Annotated in this window: 14 protein-coding genes; 1 reads left to right on the plus strand and 13 read right to left on the minus strand. The window is 44.5% G+C overall.

Going from position 1 to position 20395, the window contains the following annotated elements:
• Positions 1-345: 345 nt before the first annotated feature.
• The 12 genes from ACZ5QV_RS13475 to ACZ5QV_RS13530 all read right to left on the minus strand — a co-directional run bounded on the left by ACZ5QV_RS13475 (position 346) and on the right by ACZ5QV_RS13530 (position 18615).
• Entirely contained in the window at positions 346-1392 is a 1047-nt protein-coding gene (locus tag ACZ5QV_RS13475; protein ID WP_464600297.1) for a tetratricopeptide repeat protein, read from the minus strand.
• Between the two features lie 763 nt (positions 1393-2155).
• Positions 2156-4741, minus strand: coding sequence for a DNA gyrase subunit A (gene gyrA / locus ACZ5QV_RS13480; RefSeq protein ID WP_464600298.1), 2586 nt, complete (start codon positions 4739-4741; stop codon positions 2156-2158).
• 11 nt (positions 4742-4752) lie between these two features.
• Positions 4753-6660: a DNA topoisomerase (ATP-hydrolyzing) subunit B gene (gene gyrB / locus ACZ5QV_RS13485; RefSeq protein ID WP_464600299.1), complete on the minus strand. Its 1908-nt coding sequence runs from the start codon at positions 6658-6660 to the stop codon at positions 4753-4755.
• Between the two features lie 577 nt (positions 6661-7237).
• Positions 7238-7930, minus strand: a complete 693-nt coding sequence (locus tag ACZ5QV_RS13490; protein ID WP_464600300.1) for a TIGR00153 family protein — start codon at positions 7928-7930, stop codon at positions 7238-7240.
• Positions 7931-8278: 348 nt separating this feature from the next.
• Positions 8279-9178 (minus strand): polyprenyl diphosphate synthase, encoded by a 900-nt coding sequence (gene uppS / locus ACZ5QV_RS13495; protein ID WP_464600301.1) that lies wholly within the window; start codon positions 9176-9178, stop codon positions 8279-8281.
• 333 nt (positions 9179-9511) lie between these two features.
• Positions 9512-9814, minus strand: coding sequence for a DUF2551 domain-containing protein (locus ACZ5QV_RS13500; protein WP_464602109.1), 303 nt, complete (start codon positions 9812-9814; stop codon positions 9512-9514).
• Between the two features lie 503 nt (positions 9815-10317).
• Complete coding sequence (locus ACZ5QV_RS13505; RefSeq protein ID WP_464600302.1) at positions 10318-10947, minus strand: hypothetical protein; 630 nt, start codon at positions 10945-10947, stop codon at positions 10318-10320.
• A 335-nt stretch (positions 10948-11282) separates the two neighbouring features.
• Complete coding sequence (locus tag ACZ5QV_RS13510) at positions 11283-12662, minus strand: COG1361 family protein (protein ID WP_464600303.1); 1380 nt, start codon at positions 12660-12662, stop codon at positions 11283-11285.
• 65 nt (positions 12663-12727) lie between these two features.
• The gene (locus ACZ5QV_RS13515) at positions 12728-13315 is read right to left on the minus strand and encodes a hypothetical protein (protein ID WP_464600304.1); all 588 of its coding nucleotides are present in this window, start codon (positions 13313-13315) and stop codon (positions 12728-12730) included.
• Between the two features lie 184 nt (positions 13316-13499).
• Positions 13500-15164: an IS1634 family transposase gene (locus ACZ5QV_RS13520; RefSeq protein ID WP_464599431.1), complete on the minus strand. Its 1665-nt coding sequence runs from the start codon at positions 15162-15164 to the stop codon at positions 13500-13502.
• Between the two features lie 908 nt (positions 15165-16072).
• Complete coding sequence (locus ACZ5QV_RS13525) at positions 16073-17128, minus strand: DUF8061 domain-containing protein (RefSeq protein ID WP_464600305.1); 1056 nt, start codon at positions 17126-17128, stop codon at positions 16073-16075.
• A gap of 254 nt (positions 17129-17382) precedes the next feature.
• Positions 17383-18615 (minus strand): RNA-guided endonuclease InsQ/TnpB family protein, encoded by a 1233-nt coding sequence (locus tag ACZ5QV_RS13530; RefSeq protein ID WP_464600306.1) that lies wholly within the window; start codon positions 18613-18615, stop codon positions 17383-17385.
• 285 nt (positions 18616-18900) lie between these two features.
• Here ACZ5QV_RS13530 and ACZ5QV_RS13535 point away from each other — a divergent pair, with 285 nt between their 5' ends.
• Positions 18901-19605, plus strand: coding sequence for a cyclase family protein (locus ACZ5QV_RS13535; RefSeq protein WP_464600307.1), 705 nt, complete (start codon positions 18901-18903; stop codon positions 19603-19605).
• Positions 19606-19620: 15 nt separating this feature from the next.
• Here ACZ5QV_RS13535 and ACZ5QV_RS13540 read toward each other — a convergent pair whose 3' ends face one another.
• A complete protein-coding gene (locus ACZ5QV_RS13540; RefSeq protein WP_464600308.1) occupies positions 19621-20238 on the minus strand; it encodes a hypothetical protein in 618 nt (205 codons plus the stop codon).
• Between the last annotated feature and the right edge of the window lie 157 nt (positions 20239-20395).

Genomic DNA, 20395 nt, shown 5'->3' on the forward strand with positions numbered 1-20395 from the left:
ACCCACCCCCGGAAATTTCCCTCAAAAAATCTCAATTCCGGCGGCGAGCCTATGGATTCTTTCAGTTTAGGACTGAGTCAAATATAATATCAAGTATTTTTGTCTACCATTCCTTAACCACCCGAATTCCGCTTCGGGAGCACGGGGTCCGTTTCGCTACGCTCAAGCGGACTAAAAAACAAACGCCAGAACAACCGTAATAGTCGTCTTCCTGCATTCTTTTTTCCGTGTTTTCCGTGTGTTCCGTGGTTTGAATGCACACACCAAACGTCTCCACCAACAAAAACACAAGCTGTATGAGTATAGAGCAATCCCCAAAATAAAATCTGAACTGATATCAATTCCTTAACTATCAACTTCCAGAGCAGACGCCCGCCTGTACATCTCCTCGGATCTTCCCTCAAACCCTTTTTCTTTCAGAAGATAAGCGTAGCCGTGCAGGGCCCTGATATTGTTCGGATCTAAATCGAGGGCTTTTTTGTACTGGACTTCGGCGGCGTGGCGGTGGCCGAAGTTTGTTAGGAGGAGGGCGTAGCCGGTCAGGGTCTCGACGTCTTCGGGGTCGAGGTCGAGGGCGTACAGGAAGTGTTTTCTGGCCCCGTCGATGTGGCCGCAGTCGGAGAGCATCCGGGCGTAGCTGCGGTGGACCGGGAGGTTGTTCGGGTCGAGCATGAGGGCGGTCAGGTAATGGGCCTCGGCGTCGATTGGTTTTCCGGCCCGGTCGAGGAAGAGGGCGTAGCGGTAGTTTGATTCTACGTGCATGTGGTCGAGGTCGAGGGCCCGTTTGTAGTGGTAGAGAGCACCTGTATTCTGGCCGAGTTCGGAGAGGAGGATCCCGTACCGGCAGTGGGTGTTTACGTGCATGGGGTTGAGGACCAGGGTTTTTCGGAAGGTTCTCTCGGCTTCGTTTAAGTGGCCCAGGCGGTGGAGGAGATAGCCGTAATTGCAGAGGGTATCCAGGTGGAAGGGATGCCGAGCAAGGGCTTTTTCAAGGACCTGGATGGCTTCTTCCGGCCGGTTGAGCTCTGTCAGAGTTAAACCGTGTCTGGCAAGGGCCTCGGGGCTTTCGGGGTTCAGGTCAAGTACTGCCAGATAGTCCTGTAAGGCCCGGTCTTTCTGCTTCAGGAAAAAAGCCGTATCACCTGCAAGCAGGTAGGCGTCTTCCCGCAGTTTTCCGTCTGAGCTATCGGCGCAGGCCCTGGCAAAAACATACTTTTCCCGGAACATTTCCTCCTTTTCACAGATTGGAGTAAGCTCAAACAGGATTTTCGGGGAAATTGAATGCCTGGCCGCAAAATCAACGGCGAAATCAATTGCACTGTCGGCGTCATCATTTGATGCAACGCACGCGATGAGGGTTGGTATAAATGAATCAATCGATTTGATTTCCATTCGCGAAACATCTCCGGAAATTTGTTTATCGATTCCAAAGCCGAGTTGCCCTTCCCGAGTTGCGATTTGAGAGCCCGATTTTCGTTTCAGCACCCGAGTTGCGATTCGGGAGCCCGCGGTCCGTTTCGCTCGCTGCGCTCACTCAAGCGGACTAAAAACCTGAAACTGGACTAAAAAACCCGAAACTGGACTAAAAACCCGAAACCGGACTAAGAACTCGAAACCGAACTAAAAACCCGAAACCAGACTAAAAACACCAGAGCAACCTTAAATGGCGTATCCCCATCGTTCTTTTTTCCGTGTCTTCCGTGGTTTAAATTTTCTTTTGAGATTAGTTTGAGGTTAATTCGAGGTTAATTCGAGGTTAATTCGAGGTTAGTTCGAGGTTAGTTCGAGAATTTTGGAATCTGACTATAATGGGTATTTTTTGATTAATGGGTGGATCTCAAAAAGTCTGGGTTTTTGAATGTAACTTGGAATCGAAGAATTGTTACGAATAATTCATTTTCCGGTTTTCTATATATATTTGCTTATATACTCTCAAAAAATCAGCATTTTCCTGAATATATTCCGGATTTTGGCTGGCAAATCCTCTCTGAAAAAAACCCTCTAAAAATGGCATCCCGTAATAATATTCAGGAAGCTGTATGGGAAAAACGCAGTTATTTCTAAAAATAAAAAAAGCTGCCACCGCCGGCTTCTGGTTTCAGAATCCTTATTCATTTCATGCCGGTGGTGGCTAGTAATTTTCTGAATGTTTTATTTATTCTTCTTCTTCAGTCACGGGTTGTTCTGCCCCGGCTTCTTCTGCTTCTTCTGTCGCTTCTTCTGTCGCTTCTTCTGTTGCTTCTCCGGCTTCGATCCTGGCCATGCTTACGACTTTGTCCCCGGAGTTCAGGTTCATGACCCGGACGCCCTGGGTGTTTCGGCCCTGGACCGAGATGCCGGTTGCAGGGATGCGGATGATGATTCCCTCGGCGCTTGTGAGTATGAGTTCGTCGCCATCGGCAACGGCCTTGACGTTGGCCACGTGGCCGTTTCTGAGGCTTGTGATGATGGTTATCACGCCTTTGCCGCCTCTGTGCCGGACCGGGTACTGGTCAAACTTCGTGCGTTTGCCGTAGCCGTTTTCGGTGACGGTGAGAAGGGTTGTGTTTTCATCCACCAGGTCCACGCTGACTACCTCGTCATCGGGGCCTTCAAGGGTCATGCCCCGGACGCCTCTTGCATTGCGGCCCATGGAGCGAATGGCGGTTTCGGAGAAACGGATGGCTTTTCCTTTCTTCGAGACCATCAGCACTTCCTTTGTGCCGTCGGTCAGGAGGACTTTCACAAGCTCGTCCCCCTCGTCCAGGCCCACGGCAATAATGCCGCCTTTCCTCGGGTTCTTGAAGTCCGAAAGCGGGGTCTTCTTGACTGTTCCCGCCTTTGTGGCCATGAGGAGGTAGCGGTCTTCAGAAAACTCCTTTACCGGAATCATGGCGTTGACCATTTCCCCGTCCTGGAGTTCCAGGAGGTTCACAATGGCCTTTCCTTTCGACTGGCGGCTGCTTTCGGGAATCCCGTAGACCTTCTGCCAGTGGAGCCTGCCCCGGTCCGTGAAGAAGAGGATGTAATTATGCGTGGACGAAATGAAAAGGTTCTCGACAACGTCTTCATCTTTCGTATCCATGCCGATAATGCCCTTTCCTCCCCGGTGCTGTTTGCTATAGGTATCCAAAGGAATCCGCTTGATATAGCCGCTGTCCGTGATGGTCACGACCACTTCCTCCTCCGGGATCAGGTCTTCATCCATAACATCTCCGGTTGCAGGCACGATTCTGGACCTTCTCGCGTCTCCGTACTTTTCCCGGATTTCCAGGAGTTCATCCCTGATAATCGTGTATTTCCGCTCGTCGCTGACAACGATTTCCATAAGGTCGATAATCAGCCCGGCGAGAGTTTCGAGTTCATCCAGGATCTTCTGCGTCTCAAGGCCCGTCAGGCGCTGCAAACGCATGTCCAGAATGGCTTTGGCCTGAAGCTCGTCAAATCCGAAGTTTGAGATAAGACCCTCTTTAGCCACATCCCCGGTTTTGGAACCGCGGATCAGTTTTACGACCTCATCCACATTGTCCAGGGCAGTCTTTAACCCCCGCAGGATATGGGCTCGTTCCTCGCTTTTCCGGAGGTCAAAAAGTGTCCTTTTCTGGACAACTTCCATCCTGTAATCCAGATAGATAGTCAGGAGCTGTTTAAGGTCCAGGACTCTCGGCTGCCCGTCCACAAGGGCCAGGTTGATTATCCCGAAACTGGTCTGGAGCTGGGTGTGCTTGTGGAGCTGGTTCAGGACAACGCCTGCGTTTACGCCCCTGGAAAATTCGATTACTACCCTGATCCCATCCCGGTCGGACTCATCTCTTAAATCGGAGATCCCGACAACGGTCTTTTCCCGGACGAGCTGAGCGATGTTCTCGATCAGTCTGGCCTTGTTCACCTGATAGGGAAGTTCCGTGACAATAATCCTGGCCCTGTCCTTCTTGAACTCATCAATCTCGGAAACCGCCTGAATTCTCACCGGCCCCCGGCCTGTGGTATAGGCTGACTTGATCCCGGCTGTTCCCAGGATATGGGCCCCTGTCGGAAAGTCCGGGCCTTTGATAACGGTCATCAGGTCGGAGATTTCCGTCTCCGGGTTATCTATCAGCATGAGGGCCCCGTCAATGATTTCCCTAAGGTTGTGCGGGGGCATGTTCGTTGCCATCCCGACGGCGATTCCCGTGGACCCGTTGATCAGGAGGTTCGGAAGTTTTGCCGGCAGGACCACGGGCTCTTCCATGGACCCGTCGTAGTTGGGCCTGAAAGGCACGGTCTCCTTATCAATATCGGCCAACATCTCCTGAGAGATTTTGTCCATACGGACCTCAGTGTAACGCATGGCCGCAGCGGAATCCCCATCAATGGACCCGAAGTTTCCCTGCCCGTCGATAAGCGGGTAGCGGAGAGCAAAGTCTTGGACCATGCGCACGATGGAATCGTACACGGCAGTGTCCCCGTGGGGGTGGTACTTACCGAGCACATCTCCGACCACACGGGCGGACTTTTTGTAAGCTTTCTCATGAGTGATCCCGGCCTCTTTCATGGCGAAGAGGATTCTCCGGTGGACTGGCTTCAAGCCGTCTCTCGCATCAGGAAGAGCTCTGCCCGCAATCACGCTCATGGCGTAGTTGATGTAGGACTTCTTCATCTCGTCGTCGATCAGGACCCGCACGATTCCTTTTACTTCAGGCCTGTCTCCTTCTTCCGCAGCGTCGGGGGTCCGGGTTGCAGGGTCCTGGTATTCAGCATTTTCTTCTTCGTATTCTGCCATTTTTTCACCCCTCAAATATCCAGTTCCTCAACCTCTTTAGCGTGCTTTTCAATGAAATTCCGGCGTGGTTCGACCTCGTCGCCCATCAGGATCCGGAAGATCTCATCGGCCCGGAGAGCGTCTTCCAGAGTTACCTGGAGAAGTGTCCGGGAATCAGGGTTCATGGTGGTCCCCCAGAGCTGGTCCGGGTTCATTTCTCCAAGCCCCTTGTAGCGCTGGACCGTGACACCTTTTTCTCCGATCTCCTCGATGATCCTGTCTTTTTCCCTGTCCGTATACACGTAGTGTTCTTCCTTCTTGCCTTTCTTTATGCGATAAAGGGGCGGCTGGGCGATGTAAATATAACCGGCATCGATCAGAGGTCTCATGTAGCGGAAGAAAAAGGTCAGTATGAGGGTCCTTATGTGAGCCCCGTCAACATCGGCATCCGTCATGATTATGACCTTGTGGTAGCGGGCGCTTTCAAGGGTAAAGTCCTCACTGATCCCTGTCCCGAGGGCGGTTACCAGGGAAACGATCTCGTTGTTTTTGATGATCTTTGCAAACCTGGCTTTCTCCACGTTCAGGATTTTCCCCCTGAAAGGCAGTATGGCCTGAAAAGCCCTGTCTCGTCCCTGTTTGGCCGATCCGCCTGCGGAATCTCCTTCTACCAGGTAGATCTCACAGCGCGTAGGGTCCTTTTCCGAACAGTCCGCAAGTTTGCCCGGAAGCGTACTGACCTCAAGGGCGTTCTTTCTCCGGGTAAGTTCCCTTGCATTTTTCGCAGCGTCCCTGGCCTTTTTCGCAAGCAGGGCTTTTTCAATGATAATGCTCGCGACCTTCGGGTTTTCTTCAAAATACTCGGAAAGCCCGTCCGTTACCATGGAGTCCACAATTCCCTTGACATCGCTGTTTCCCAGTTTGGTCTTGGTCTGCCCCTCGAATTGAGGTTCCATGAGTTTCACGCTGATAATGGCGGCGAGCCCTTCCCTTATATCGTCTCCCGAAAGTTTCGTGTCATCCTTTGTAAGTTTGTTGGTTTTTATGTAGTCGTTTGCCACACGGGTAAGGGCAGTTTTGAACCCGATGATATGGGTCCCGCCTTCGTGGGTGTTGATGTTGTTTGCAAAGGAGTAGACGTTTTCCGCATAACCGCCTGTGTACTGCATCGCTATTTCCACGGTCATTTCATCCTTTTGCCGCTCGAAATAAATCGGTTTCTCATGCAGGACAGGCTTTTTGTTATTAAGGTACTCCACAAAGGCAACGATTCCGCCATCGTAGGATAAGATATTTTCCTGACCTTCGGGCCCCCTCAGGTCTTTAAAGTGAATCGTGATTCCCCGGTTCAGGAAAGCAAGTTCCCGGAGCCGGCTCAGGAGAAGATCGTACTCAAACTCCGTGGTCTCGAAAATCGTCGCGTCAGGCATGAAAGTGGTCTTTGTCCCGGCTTCATCCGAGATTCCGATTTCCTTTACCGGCTCCGTAGGCTTCCCCCTGCCATAGCGCTGGAAATAAAGTTTACCATCTCTTCTGACTTCTACTTCAAGCCATTCCGAAAGCCCGTTTACCACGGAAACTCCCACTCCGTGCAGCCCTCCGGATACTTTGTAAGAATCCTTGTCGAACTTTCCCCCTGCATGTAAAACAGTCATCACGATTTCCAGAGCGGATTTTTTGTGCACCGGGTGTGAATCCACGGGAATTCCTCTCCCGTTATCCAGGACCGTAATGCTCCCGTTGGGGTTAAGCGTGACGTCTATCCTGGTACAGAAGCCCGCAAGGGCCTCGTCAATACTGTTATCAACAACTTCATAGACCAGGTGGTGCAATCCCCGGCTGTCCGTGCTCCCTATGTACATACTGGGCCGCTTTCTGACAGCCTCCAAGCCTTCAAGCACCTGAATGCGTGTAGCGTCATAAACCTGTTTATCACTCATCTGGGTTTATTCTCCATCAAAATTATATTGTTAATGTGTACTATCGGGCAGCTTTTAACTTATTATTATATTTTTCAAAATTCGCCAGAAAACTCTGCCCAAAATAAGCTTCCAAAAAAACCCTTCAATTCGGTAAGTCCTCGATTTAATACGGCGATTTTTATATTAATAATTTTCATCTCTGCCTGAAGTCAAATTCAATATGCGTTCATCATATTAAGCCTTTAGCTTATCCTAGTTTTAAGCCTCAATTAGCCCTGAAATATCTCCCCTCAATAAGGGTATTTTTGCGTAAAATTACCCTGATTTCCACATACTCCCTATGTTTCCATGAATTCAATATTATGTTCAAGAAGATTTGTGTCAAAAAACATGCAATGTTTTCAAAACTTCCCACTCCGGGCCCTGAGAATAGACAAATTCAGATCCTCGAACCCGGGCGGTTTTTCTGGATTAGCAAAAAAGGAAGGGGAGCCTGCCAGTCTGGCATCAGCAACGTTTTTCTACATTCCATAATTCCATATCCGGTTAATCAGTCGATTTTCAAAAGTCCGGGGTTCGGAATGTTGAACTCAATTCACCTTCTGAGGAGCATTGTCCTCAGGCTGTCTGCGGCAATTGCGGCCCTGTCGGCAACATCACCGATTTTTTCCACAAGGTCGGTGAGGTGGCAGACCCCGGCTCCTCCAAAAATCTTTTCGTTTGCAAAGATCTTTTTCAAAAGTTCGCTTTCAATGATGTCCACTTCATGTTCCAGTTTTTCGACCTGAGGGACGAGAGCGAGGGTCTGTCTGAGATTCTCTTTTACCCAGGGAGCTTCAAGGAATTCATAAAAACCGGAGACGAGGGTTAAATACACCTTCACGGTTTCAAGGGTTGTTGCTGCAAGTCTCAGAAAGCCTCGTTTAATATCTTCCGGAAGGGGGCCAGGACGCAGGGTCATCCAGTAAGCCGCACTCTGGGCGACATTGTGGATTGAGTCCTGCTGATTTAAGAAAAACAGAATATCCTTTGCATCAACAGGGAGAAGAAGAGAAGAGGGCAGGTTTTTTCGAATATCCTGCTTAATAGCGTCAGCTTCGGTTTCAAGCAAATCGACTTCAGTACTCCGGAGTTCCACCATTTTCATGTCATCCGCACAGTAAGCTTCCACAGCTTCCTGTAGCTTTCCTGCTGCAAGTACCCCTTTTTCCGCATGTTCCCTGAAAGGAAGATGCGGAAAGCTGAAAAAAGGTCTCAGTAGGAAACTAACAAAAATTCTGAACCTCATACCCTCCGGCCCCCCGGTTCCTGAAGATGAAAATTAGCAAATACAGCAGTAAATTAAATTACGGGCCTGAAGGATATTAACGTTCTCTTTTTCCGAAAATATGCGCAACACAGGAAATTAAGGAATAGTGAAAATATAACTTCAGATTTTCAGTTAGGGAATTGCTCTATACTCACACAGATTGTGTTTTTGTGTGAGGAGGTGTTTGGTATGGGCATTCAAACCACGGAACACACGGAACACACGGAAAAAAAGATAGGAGTTAAGGTTTATAGTCCGCTTGAGCGGAGCGAAACGGGGGTCCCCGTGCTGTTGCACTTGCAGTGCAACTCCCAGTAAATCTTTGATTTACTGCGATCCCGAAGCGGAACTCGGGTGTCTGAGCATATAAGTGACCTTTGCAAAGCGGTTCAGATGGTCCTGTCTCTTTTCGGCTCTCCGGGCCTGATAAACCCTGACAGAGCGCAGGAGGTCGATTTTCCTGAACTCGGGCCAGTAAGGGGCACAGAAATAGGTTGCACATTCACTTCCATTTGCCTGCCAGGGCAGGAAGTTGGAGACCCGCTCATCTCCGCCTGTTCGTATAATCAGGTCAACGTTGGGAACCGCGAGGTCCGGAGAAGGATAAAGGTGCTTTGAGATCAGGCCCTCACTCACGTCTTCGAGGGCCAGCTCTTCCCGCTCGACCCGGACCGCAATTTCACGTACGGCCTGGATGATATCCTGTCTTCCCCCGTAAGCGATTGCCACGTTAAGGATGAATTTCTCATAGTGTCCGGTCACCTCTTCGAGCCGTTCGATGGACTCCAGCAGGTAGGCTGGCAGACTGGACCTGTCCCCTATAACCCGGACTCGCATCCTCTTTTCATGGGTCCTCGGGTCTTTCTCGATTTTATGGAACTTTCTGTTTATGAGCTCAAAGAGCCCGTCCACTTCTTCCTTGGAACGCTGGAAGTTTTCCGTGGAAAATGCATAGAGTGTAAGCTGCTTGACTCCGATTTCATGGCACCACTCAATTACTTTTTCCGTGGTCTCAGCTCCCATGGAATGCCCGAAACTTCTCGCCTTCCCGAATTTTCCTGCATACCTCCGGTTTCCGTCCATGATTACAGCAACATGAGAGGGAATTTCGGAATTCCCTATCTCCTTCGTGAGCTTATGCTCATACTGCTTGTAAAAGACCCTGAATACGCGATTTTTCAGAACAATGATAGGAACTTTAAGAAGCCTGAACGCCCTTGACCCCATTTTAAAACCCGTGCACACACTTCCTTCAAGCTATATAGTTATGAAAAAAAATCGGGAGATTAAACTTTAATACTCAATTAAATTTCATTCGGATTCAAAGTATTTAAATATACTTTTTAAAATTAATTAAAGATCATTCCTTAGCATCACTCTCCAGAAAAGGAACTGCTCCGGCTCAGGGCTTAAACCACGAAGTTGCAGATAACTGGGCAATGTTGGCCTGAATGGTTTGCACGGAAAATACACAGGAAAACGTCGACAGGCCCCATTTTTCAAAAGCAGTAATGTTTAAAGTTTTACATGAACTCGAGAGAAGAATTTAAGGCACAGGCCTTAATAGTTCTCCAGGACAGACCCTACAATACTTTTGTAGGTATCTTTCAGGGAATACACATTGTGGTCCCCTGTAACGTTGATACTCAAAATCCCAAGTCGGGTATTCATCAACCCGACCATGGCTGACACTCCCCGGTAGCTGACCTCAAAGTTTCCTTTGTCAAGGAACTCAAAAACTTCACCGGTCGTGAACTTGCCTCCGGTCAGGAAGAGATTGAGCACAACCTTCCGTATCCCGTTTTCATCCCTGCCGAGATACTTAATTAATCTCGCTCTAACTCTTTCTTCCGCAGTTTGCAGTCTCGGACACCTCAGTCAATGATAATTTAAATTATATCGATTTCAGATTATATTATTACTATTATGAGCTATAAAGCTATGTGAAATGGAACATTTCAAGTTAAGTAAAAGCGATTCCCCTATATCCTTATCGTTTATATATTTTAGGATTGCCTTTTTGTTTTGGCTATTTTGAGTCGGTTCTTAAATATAGAAATAATAGGATTGAAAGATAATCTGCCTATAATCACGAGCGTAAATAATGCGACAAAAAACGATGTGTAATCAAGCAATTTATGTCGCATCAAATGCAGGCGTTACTATAAGTCCCTGAGATCCGACCTTCATTAAAAGTAAAAACCGGTATCATAATTCATAAAAAAATAGAAATGTAAAAATCATTTCCTTTATAGTAAAAAAGTATACAAAATCTACAAAATTTAAGCACCTTATGGTAATGTCCCAAAATCTCGAGCACCAGTACATTATAAAAAATTATATATATTCAAATTTTCTGAAAAAGGTTATAATTCATCCCAAAAAACATCAAGTTTTCCTGCAATATACTGAAACAAACTAAATTCATCTGAACTACAATCCTCATATTTTATCTCATAATCAATCTCCTCTTCGTTTTCAACCTCCTTGTAATTAGAAAATACATAGAACATATTGGATTTTTTTCTTTGTATTAGATATTCACAGCCGCAACAACAGCACCATGATTCACTGCAATTATCGTAATTTCGGTATTTGCCATAAGGACTGAAAGTTTTTTTATCACCATATGTATACAGGCAACCTGGACCGGACGAACAGCGAGGACTCAGGGTTTCTTCAACACTGCATGCAAATGGAAGAATATCCTCTTCGCCACTTTTTGTTATTACATATACGAATACATAGTAAGCCCCAGGCTGCATATTTGTAAGTTTTTCCGGTTTATCAGCAACCAGGTGTCCCTCTTTTTTTTTCGGAATGGTTGTTACCAGATCGAGAGGAATAGTGGACATAAACTCATTTTTTTCATTAAATATTTTCGCAACATAAGTATTTCCATCAATATGTTCCACGCCATCAAAATCTCGGAGAAAAACTGTGTTAACCGGATTTGTAATTTCTGAATTTGAGATCTTTTGCGAGGCAAGTGTCATATCGTACACACAGGTTGGACGATCCAGGGTTAATACTACGGATAATGACTGTGAACTGGAAGCCTCACAGTACCCTGGTATAGTTGTAAATAGAATTAAGAAAAATAAGAAACACGGTAGAATACATCTTAAATAGTTTAAGTTCAATTCCCTCAGTCCCAAAAGATTTTAATGGATTATTTAAATTTAATTTATCTACAATTGGTCAATATCTCATTTCAATTTCGGCGTAATTTTATAACTATAATATTATAAAAAGATACTAAATTATAATATTCTGAATTAAAAAAGATATTTGGGGAAATATTCCCAATTAATACTCTCCAATTAATTAATTATTTACGTTTTTTTACAAACGAGCACAAAATCACACTTCCGATCAACGCAATCAGGGGGATAATCCCACCAAGAGCTGCCTGATTGTTTTCGCCTTTAATAGGCTGACTTTTCGTGCTTGCCGTTGAGGACGCCACTACAGCCCAGGTTCCAAGCCTGTTTGTAGAAGCTGAAAGGATCATCTCATCCTCATTTACTTTTGTTGGAAGAACCACCCAGTTTCTTTCAACCTCGTCATAATAGGCAAGTTTCAACATTGAAAGACTGCCCCCGGCAATTTCCAGATCGTCATTTGAGTAAACAACTTTCACTTCAGCGTCTTTATTCAACAGGCCCTGGACCCCTTCAAGCCGGAAACAACTGGCACCCAGCTTTTCATCTCCATAAGGCATGGGGAGCTGGCTCTTAAAAGCGGGTTTAAGGAACACATCAACATCACTTAAAACTGAACCTTGCGGAAAAGATACCGTGTAACGGCTGTTAGAGTCTTTGAGGATAGCAGGGCTTCCCGGAGTGAGTGTGATACTTGTTTCTTCAAACGGAGGGAAATATTGTTCAGTAATTTCAAAACTAGCGGTTTTTTCATCAAGAACAGTGCCGTCTTCCAGCATCATTGTTGAATGGGCGGTATATTCTCCTATCGAAAATTCCTCTTCAAAGCTCGTTTCAAACCTGACTGAATAGGTGGGGATCATAGCAGATGGAGCCGGATCAGTCGAGGAAGAAGCCACTTCATTTCCTTCTTCGTCCAGGATTTTTACCTGGTTTATTACATGATAATAATGATGGTTTCCGGTGTTTTTCAGAACTGTGGATACTGCAAGAGGTTGACCACCTACAATTTCCCCCATCTTCACATCGGTAATTTCACCTGTTTTGATAATATCCGACTTAGAGATGGTGAGCATAATCGGTACATTAATAATAGTACCAATTCCCAAATTGCCATTTCCCTCCGATGAACTTTGTACTTTGATTATAGCGTATCTTCCACCAAAACCAGCGTCTTTTGGGACATTTATCGTTGCTAAAATGCTTCCTGAACTTTCAGGTTCCAGATGCACTTTATCTTTATCCAGTTCAAGAAAAGATAATGCTGAATAAGGGCTGACATCTTCAGAAGGTTCTAGCGTGTAATAAGTACTTTCTAAAGTTTGCCCAAATCCGTTTATACTTATCGAATAATCAGCAGACTGATCCACATTATTATATAATATGATTTCGTGTGTAACGGATTCTCCGGCTAAAACTTCACCCATATATTTAATGCCAGAAATTTTAACACCTGCTGAGGCAGGAACTGATAGAGAATTAATAACTAGTATGGTGATCATAAATAAACAGGAAAATGTGTATAATTTTTGGAGAAAATATTTCATATATTACACCCCAATGGAAAAAAAGTAAAAAAATAGAACTGGTAATCCAGCTCTAAACATTCTATTTAATTTGGTGTCAGGACGAAATTAAGTTTTATATAGTAATCTCCTGCAGCGTCACAATAATCAACACCCTCTACTATTTCCTGTCTCATATAAAGGTGCTTCTTCTCGCTGCTGGCCTTAATACTGCTGGCCAAAAGTTTAGGAGTTGTAGCGTCTTCTCCAGTGCCGAAATTATCATCAAGTGAATCGCCACCATTCAAGGTTTCATAATTATTGCCGTTGTACCTCACCTCAAACTGCTCTCTGAGATAAATGGACTCATTTACATCGTGCATGTGGCCACAAGGATTTCCTTCTCTTGTTTCTCCGCTTACTTCGAATTTCCACCCATTAACGTCGTTACATTTGATTATTGCATATGCATCAGGTGGAGTATACATAAGGGTCGAGGAATTCATAGTCTGGTTGCTAGTTATTGCATTATCAAACTCGTCAACGATGGCCAGTTCTGCTACAGCCACATTTTCAAGACCCAATGCAACAGCAGCATCATCTGCATCACCATCGGCTAACGCTGTCGTGGTGCAAAGTGGAATTGCTAATGCAACAAGCATAGCAATTCCCAATATCATTGATAATTTTCTCATATATATCACCTTTTCATTTCATTCTCGATCACCACCACTTTTATATACATCAACGACAAATATACAAAGTGTCCACTACGAGTATCGCTTTTTTAACTTTACTTTCAAAGATGCATGTTTTTCCGTTATCAAGCGGCTTTGTTTGTGTGGGCCTAAGGAATGAATAATCCTACTGATGACGTTTTTATTGGGGTGGCAGGTAATTACCCAAGTTCAAGAAAGAAAATAATGATGCTTGCTTTGTACTCATCTCTTCCAGAATAATATTACACTTATTTGATTCTTTATCCTGGATAACTGCCAGCCTAATTTCGGACAAATTTTCAATTAGTCTTCTCATAGAAAGACCATATCTCTTTGTCTCCCAGGCTAAATATCTGTAGAAAAGTAAGCCAATTATAGACAGAAATACGTGAACTTTGATATTTTCATCTTTGTGGTGGTACACCGGTCCCACAGGGACAAGCAGGTGATCATTCAATAGCTTAAAATCATCCTCTATAGCGCCTTTATTGTTGTATGTTTGCACAATTTTTTTAGTGTGCCAACGGTGCTTATCTGTAAATAGTATATTTTTTCCTAATGAATTTTCGCGCTTATTTTTATTCTCTTCGTCAATCCAGAACTTTAACTGAGGTTTTTTCTTACCTTCAGGAGCATCAGTAATTTCATATTTCACCATACTTCTGTATTTTTTGATAATAATGTCTGCAACCTCTTTTTCTACACTGCTCCTGTTTCTTGCTTTTCCTCTGTTGCTTTCCAGTCTCCTCTGTAGGTCTTCCAGATTCTCAGTTATTTTTGACATATTTGACTCACAAGTTCTTTTTTGAAGTTTGTGAGTTCCTTCATTGAAAGTAATTACTGTTGTAAATTCTGTCCCGTAAAACTGATGCTTTGTCCGATAGCCATAAATTTTGTGGCCTTCTGAGCTTTCATATAAAAATTGATATTTAGATAATGGCACTTCAAGAAGATCATCTGCCTGATTTGCTTTTACAGCCCCTACAAAATTCATCTTTGAAGTTGCTTTTTCAATGTTGTCCTTTGAATTGTTTCCCTTATCAAAAACAAGAACAAGGTCTTCCGAACAAATATTCAATTCGGTTAGACGGTTTACTATTTTGTCAACCAGACCTGAAAATTCCTCTGAATCATGCACATTTCCTGGATATGTCTCGTGAATAAAAGGTAAGTTGTAATCATTAGCAGCCAGCGCTACAGATACCTGATTTTTGTCTTTACGATGCTTTTTGTTATACCCTTTATGAAGCAATTCACTTTTTTCATCATAATTGGTAGCATAAGTGAACCAGTTTGATTCATCCACAAACAGTACTGAAGGGGTTAGTCCTTTTTCGATGAGAACTCGGCACAAATCGTCTTCAATATTTTTCATTGTGTCGGAATCAATGTAATTCATATGATTCAAAAAATTCTGACAATTTAATTTATGAGGGAATTTCCACTTAAAAGATAAGGCCGATTTTTTGAACCATTCCCCAATACCGTTTTCACTTAAAACTCCATGAGATTTCCCCACTATATCAAGTAAAAGATACTCTCCGACACTTAAACCATCGATTGATTTTTTCATAGTGTGCTTGTTCACTATGTCAACGAATCCAAGCTCTTCATTCACATGAAGAAGTGCGGCAAGTTTGCCGTACTCAAAAGATTTCAGTTTCATGTAGGGCAATGATTCACTCTGTTTTTTCATTTCAAATATTTTTTCGGCATTGCCTAAATATATCTGAAATATAGTTTTCACTTTTCCATCAATTCTGCCAGTTTTAATAATATACCAGTATTTTTTACCGTTGATTATTTTCTGTTTTAAAAAAACCATGATATAAATTTAGGTTCTACGTATATAAAGATATTTCTTCAAAAAACAGATACAATAGGCTTTTTAAATGTAATTTAGAACTTAGGCCTTACAAATATTTTTTTTAACGGATCTTCCTTGCCACTGATTTTTGTGGCAAATCAAGGCAAAAATAGCTCTTCTTTGAAAGCTGAGTTTAAGCGGGCACTCATTAACCGTCGTGTCTGTACGTGGTGGTTTTCGTTACAGCAAATTCCGCGAGGGCCTTCATCCCTCGTGTTATTTGTTTGCTCAAGTACTCAAAATATGCCGGAAGCATGATGTGGACTTTTTTAAAGGATTTTCCAATTTATTCCGAAACCGGGCCTCATACAAATTGTGATATTTTTCAGAGCTAAACCTCATACTGATTGTAATTTTTCGAAGGTTTTAGCCCGGATACAATTTTAGAAGCCTTGAGTTCTGGTCCCCACCATTCCCAAATATCTATGAGTACTTTAACAAAAAGATCTATGATTCATTCACTATAAAGTACTTTGGATTAAATATACAATTATTATGAATGTTGTCTCTAAATCTTGTTTTTTAAGGAACTAACATAACTATATTAATCGGGTTTATGAAAAACGTCGTATAATAGTTATTATAAAAATTTAGAATTAGGGATTGAAAAAAATAAAACAGAGAATTCCCTCTTAGCGTTTAACAGATGAATTGAAGAGAGAATAACAAATCAAACAAATTTATGGACATTTATAAAGTTCAATTTTAAAATAAATATAGAGACCTGATTCATAAAAATCTAACATATTTTAAAAAGAGATGTTAGTTCCTTATCAAGAATTTGAGCCGGATTGCCGCAACTGAGCTTCTGCTCCTTACCCGACCCCCGGCTTCCAGAATGAAATTTTAAATTTTTAATGGGGGGCTCAGAGGGGGATAACCTCAACCACCAGGCCGTCTTCAAAGGGGTAGCGTTCTATTATGGAGAGGGCCGTGCCGGAGAGCTTGAGAGCCTCTTTGAGGTCTTCGAGGACCCACCAGGCAAGTTCGAGCCTGTCTTCTTTTGTTTCGAAGAGTTCGGCCGGGACGTCCTGTTCCTTCAGGACCGTTTTTGCAAGCTCCAGTTCCCGGACTCCACCCTCGATCAGGCCGTACATAATAGTGCCGTCCTCCGTGACCTCATCAAACTCCCGGGCCGTGTTCCCGGCAATCCGCAGGAGGCGTTTTCGGAGCTGGACAGCGTCTTTATAATTTGAGGAGCAGAAATGGACCATATCCCCGACTTTGCAGGCAGCTTCTGCTATTTCACGGGACCCGGCCGCCGCGTTGGAATTATCGGACTCCAGAGCAAAATCGTGCTCAATCAAGCCCTCAAAATTGGTTTCGGAAAATTCAAGTTCGTTTAGGTTCAGGAATATCCCGACTTTGGCCGCAAAGAGAGCAAGCTTTTCCACACCCGGAAGGACCGGGACCTCTATTCCGGTTGTGATTCCCAGTTCGACAGCCGTTTGAATGGACGCCGCATAGGGACTGTTTTCCAGGTCCTCCCATAAATCCTGAGGAGGGTGGAAGCGGATCTCATCAAGCCCGGCTTCGGCCAGAGCAGAGAGGGTATCTCTCTCCGGGGCCTGGGATGTATAAAGGTGGATGTGGTGCTCCTTTCCGAAAGTGGACTTCAGGAGTCTTATGTAATGAAGGACCCGTTCGACCTTCAGGAGAGGCTCCCCACCCGTGATGCCTGTCCCAAGGGCGTCCATAATCTTTGCTTCCTCAATAACATCCAGGTCGGTCTTTACGGGCCGTTCATTTGCAAAGATCCCGTCCTTTCCGCCTCGTTCATTGGAGAGAGGGCAGTAGAAACAGTGTCGAGGACAGAGGCCTGTTACGAAGAGCACCATCTTCGCACCCTGCTGGCAGAGTACACAGCCTTCTGAGAGGTAACTTTGAAAAGAGCCGGTTTCATCTTCAATGAGTTTTTTCATGTCTGAGGCCTGCAAGGGGTTTTTTGTATATAAGGGTTCTTTTTTGCAGGGCCTGCCGGATTTTTATGACTGATTTTTTTTCGTATCCGGAACAGTCTTATTTTATGCCATTCAAGCCCACCTGCGCATTCGCGCGTGAAACTGCCGGAATATGGTAATTAAGACAGCCCCGGTTTCTGAGAAATTGTTCTCAAAAGACGGCCCTGCAACACAAATGAGAAACTGATATATGCTATGAAAAGTCCTAATTAGTATCACAAACTATTATGAATTTGTGATATAAACTGTTCTTTGTATAGTGGATTAACACTAACAGGGTGAAGCACAACACCCTCTATCCCCTCTGCAAAGGCATTAGGGATTGCTTTTCTAATCATATTATATGCTGCATTGACATCAGCGTTAAGAAGAACTCCCGTGGCACTTCGGAAAAGCCCTCTTTTGACCCGTTTTCCGAGATATTCTTCATGGTGTTCCATTAGCTCATTATCAAGGAAAGAGCATTTGCTTGTATAGGACTCTTCGATCCGTTCAACCGAAATTCCAACCTCTCCAGCCTTGTATTCGACCATTGAAATAAGGGTACTGTGAGGTATCTGAGCAAAATTCTGATTATTTTTCTTGCCCATGTTGGTTTTCTGTTTCCAGAAAGGGTTGCTTCCGATAATGATATTCTCCACGTTCATTTCCAGAGCATAGTTGATTATTGCCCTGCTCAGTTTGTGGAGTACGTCTTTAATCCGTGAGTTTCGTTTATGGGTAAGTACTTCTATACTCTTTCCGGTCTTGATCCCATGCTTCTCATAAGTGCTCTGGAGCTTTGCTTTCTGCTTGTTGTAAAACTGGTTTACTGACTTGGCAACCCCGCCCTTAACAATAATTGGATTTTCTCCAAAATTGTTTCCAATGGTTGCAAGGTTGACAACTCCAAGATCAATTCCCAGGACTCGACCGGAATTGAGAGGTATGGGGTCTTCGATTTCCTTTTCAAAAACAATTTCACAGGTGTATCCTGCGTGTTTTGGAATGATCCTGACTTCTTTCAAATTAGTATCATCAGGAAGTCTTGTCTGAATGGATAACGGAACTACTTTGGGAAACTTGAGCACTCCGTCTTTGATACTGACCTGCTGATTTGTAAAAATTAACAGGTATTCCCCGTTTTTTTCCAGGTACTTTGGAGGCTTTGGTTTGCCTGTGAAAAGTTCTGGATTCTTTTTGTAAGATTTTAAAGCTTCGAAAAAAGATTTCCAGTTACGGTCAAGTACTTTTAGAGTCTGTTGAGCAGATTTAGCAGGAAGCTCTTTGTAAGGCTCAGAGGACTTCACAAGCCCATAAAGTTTATTGTACCTGATCCATTTTCCGTTATTGAAGAACTCCTGTCTGATAATATAATCAGAGAAGTTATACAGGTTTTTGGATTTATGGCACAAATCCCCTATTTCCCTGGAATGAAACTGGATTTGCTCAACACGTTTAATTATCAATTTGGCTCGACCTCGATTTCTAACCTTTCTTCTTTTCTTTTACTTTAATGCTTCATGGAATAGCAATGGAGCATTGAAATTATTTCGTCAAATATTTCTGATGCTTAATGTATTTCTTGATACCTTTAGCAGATTGAGCACTTCTTTTGCTTTTATAGTGGATACAATATAATATATTATGAATACTAATTATATCTATTGGGTACTTTTACGTACTATACCGCAGGCCCGGTAGAAGCTCTGATGCCAGAAAAAAATTGAATAAAGAGACGGAAAAGAAACCTTATGCCGGAAAATCAAAATCAAAATCATTTCCTGAAAGAAGCTATCCCTCAGGGAAAGCTAATTGACATCACAGTCCCGATATCCCCCTCCACTCCGGTTTATCCCGGAGACCCGAAACCGTCCCTGAAAAAAGCCTGCACGCTCGAAAAGGACGGTTTTGAGCTTATGGAGCTGAGCTTCGGGAGCCATACGGGCACGCACGTTGACGCCCCGGCCCATATCCTTGAAAAGGGAAAAACCTCGGATCAGCTGGACCTTTCAGACCTGATGGGAAAAGCCCTGCTGCTTGACTTTTCTTCCGGGACAGGAGGAATTTCGGGCAAGGCTCTCGAAACTGCCTTCAAAAATGCAGGAGATTTTAGTGAAGTTTCAGTCCTGCTCCTGAAAACGAAAAATTCGATAAAAAGCACGGAAAAAGCAAATTTTGAAACCCCTCCGGATTCCCGCTGGCTCGAAGAAGATGCCGCGGTCTGGATTGTCGAAAATGGGTTCAAAACCGTTGGAGTGGATGGGTTCTCGGTTGACAGCGTAGCTTCCGAAAGCCTGCCGGTTCACCACATCTTACTTTCAAACTCCGTAAATATCGTGGAATGCCTTGACCTCCGGGCCGTGGAGGAAGGGTTCTATTACTTCCTCTGCCTGCCCCTGAAAATCAAGGGGTGTGACGGGGCCCCTGCCCGCGTTCTTTTGATTGCTGATTCCTGATGCATGTAGGGAGATTCAGAAACGGGACATCGTGTACCGGGTCCCGTTTTCAGAAACCAGCTCGAAAACAAAGTTGCCCGAGCCCGGGACTTCGATCACGACCCCGGCCTGCCGGAGCCCGGCCTGAGAGCTGGTATTTTCCGTATTTTCGGGACCATATGGGAGTAGGGTTGGCTCCCACCGTCCTTTTTCGTTTATCTCCCCCCGGCAAAAAAAGACCTGAGGGCCTTCCATTAACACTCTTTTTCTAACTCCACCAGCATACTGATAGATGATGGTATTATTTGCGAAGAGCCATTCCGAATCGCTCAGGTTCCCGGAAAGGTCGGGGTCAGGGTCCACCCCAAAACTCACAAAACTGACCGAAGCAGGCAGGGAAAAGCTAAGAGAACACATGGTTCCGTCGGGGCTGTGGCTGTCCGAAAGCTCCCTTGCGTACCCGGTCTGGATTGAGCGGAGGGAAAGGGCAGCCTCATCAAGCTGATTTTCCGTTTTTGCAGCCTCCAGGACAGGAGCGGTATTTTCCCAGGCCCGGGCAGAGAGCAGGAGGACGACTGCAAGCAGGCCCAGGTAGACCACAAGCTTGAGCGGGATTGTGTCTGAAGCTTCCTTATTGGAGAAGAAAGGTTTCATACTCAAAATAATGGAGCACATTTCATAAAAAAATTTAGATCGGTGGGTAAATAAATAAAGAAGGTGTGTTAAAAAGTAAGCAAAAAAATGAATAATTGATAGAATAATTGAAATAAATGAGAACTGTGGGGAATTTCTATTAAAGAAAAAGATGAGG

This window comes from Methanosarcina baltica (assembly GCF_055394095.1).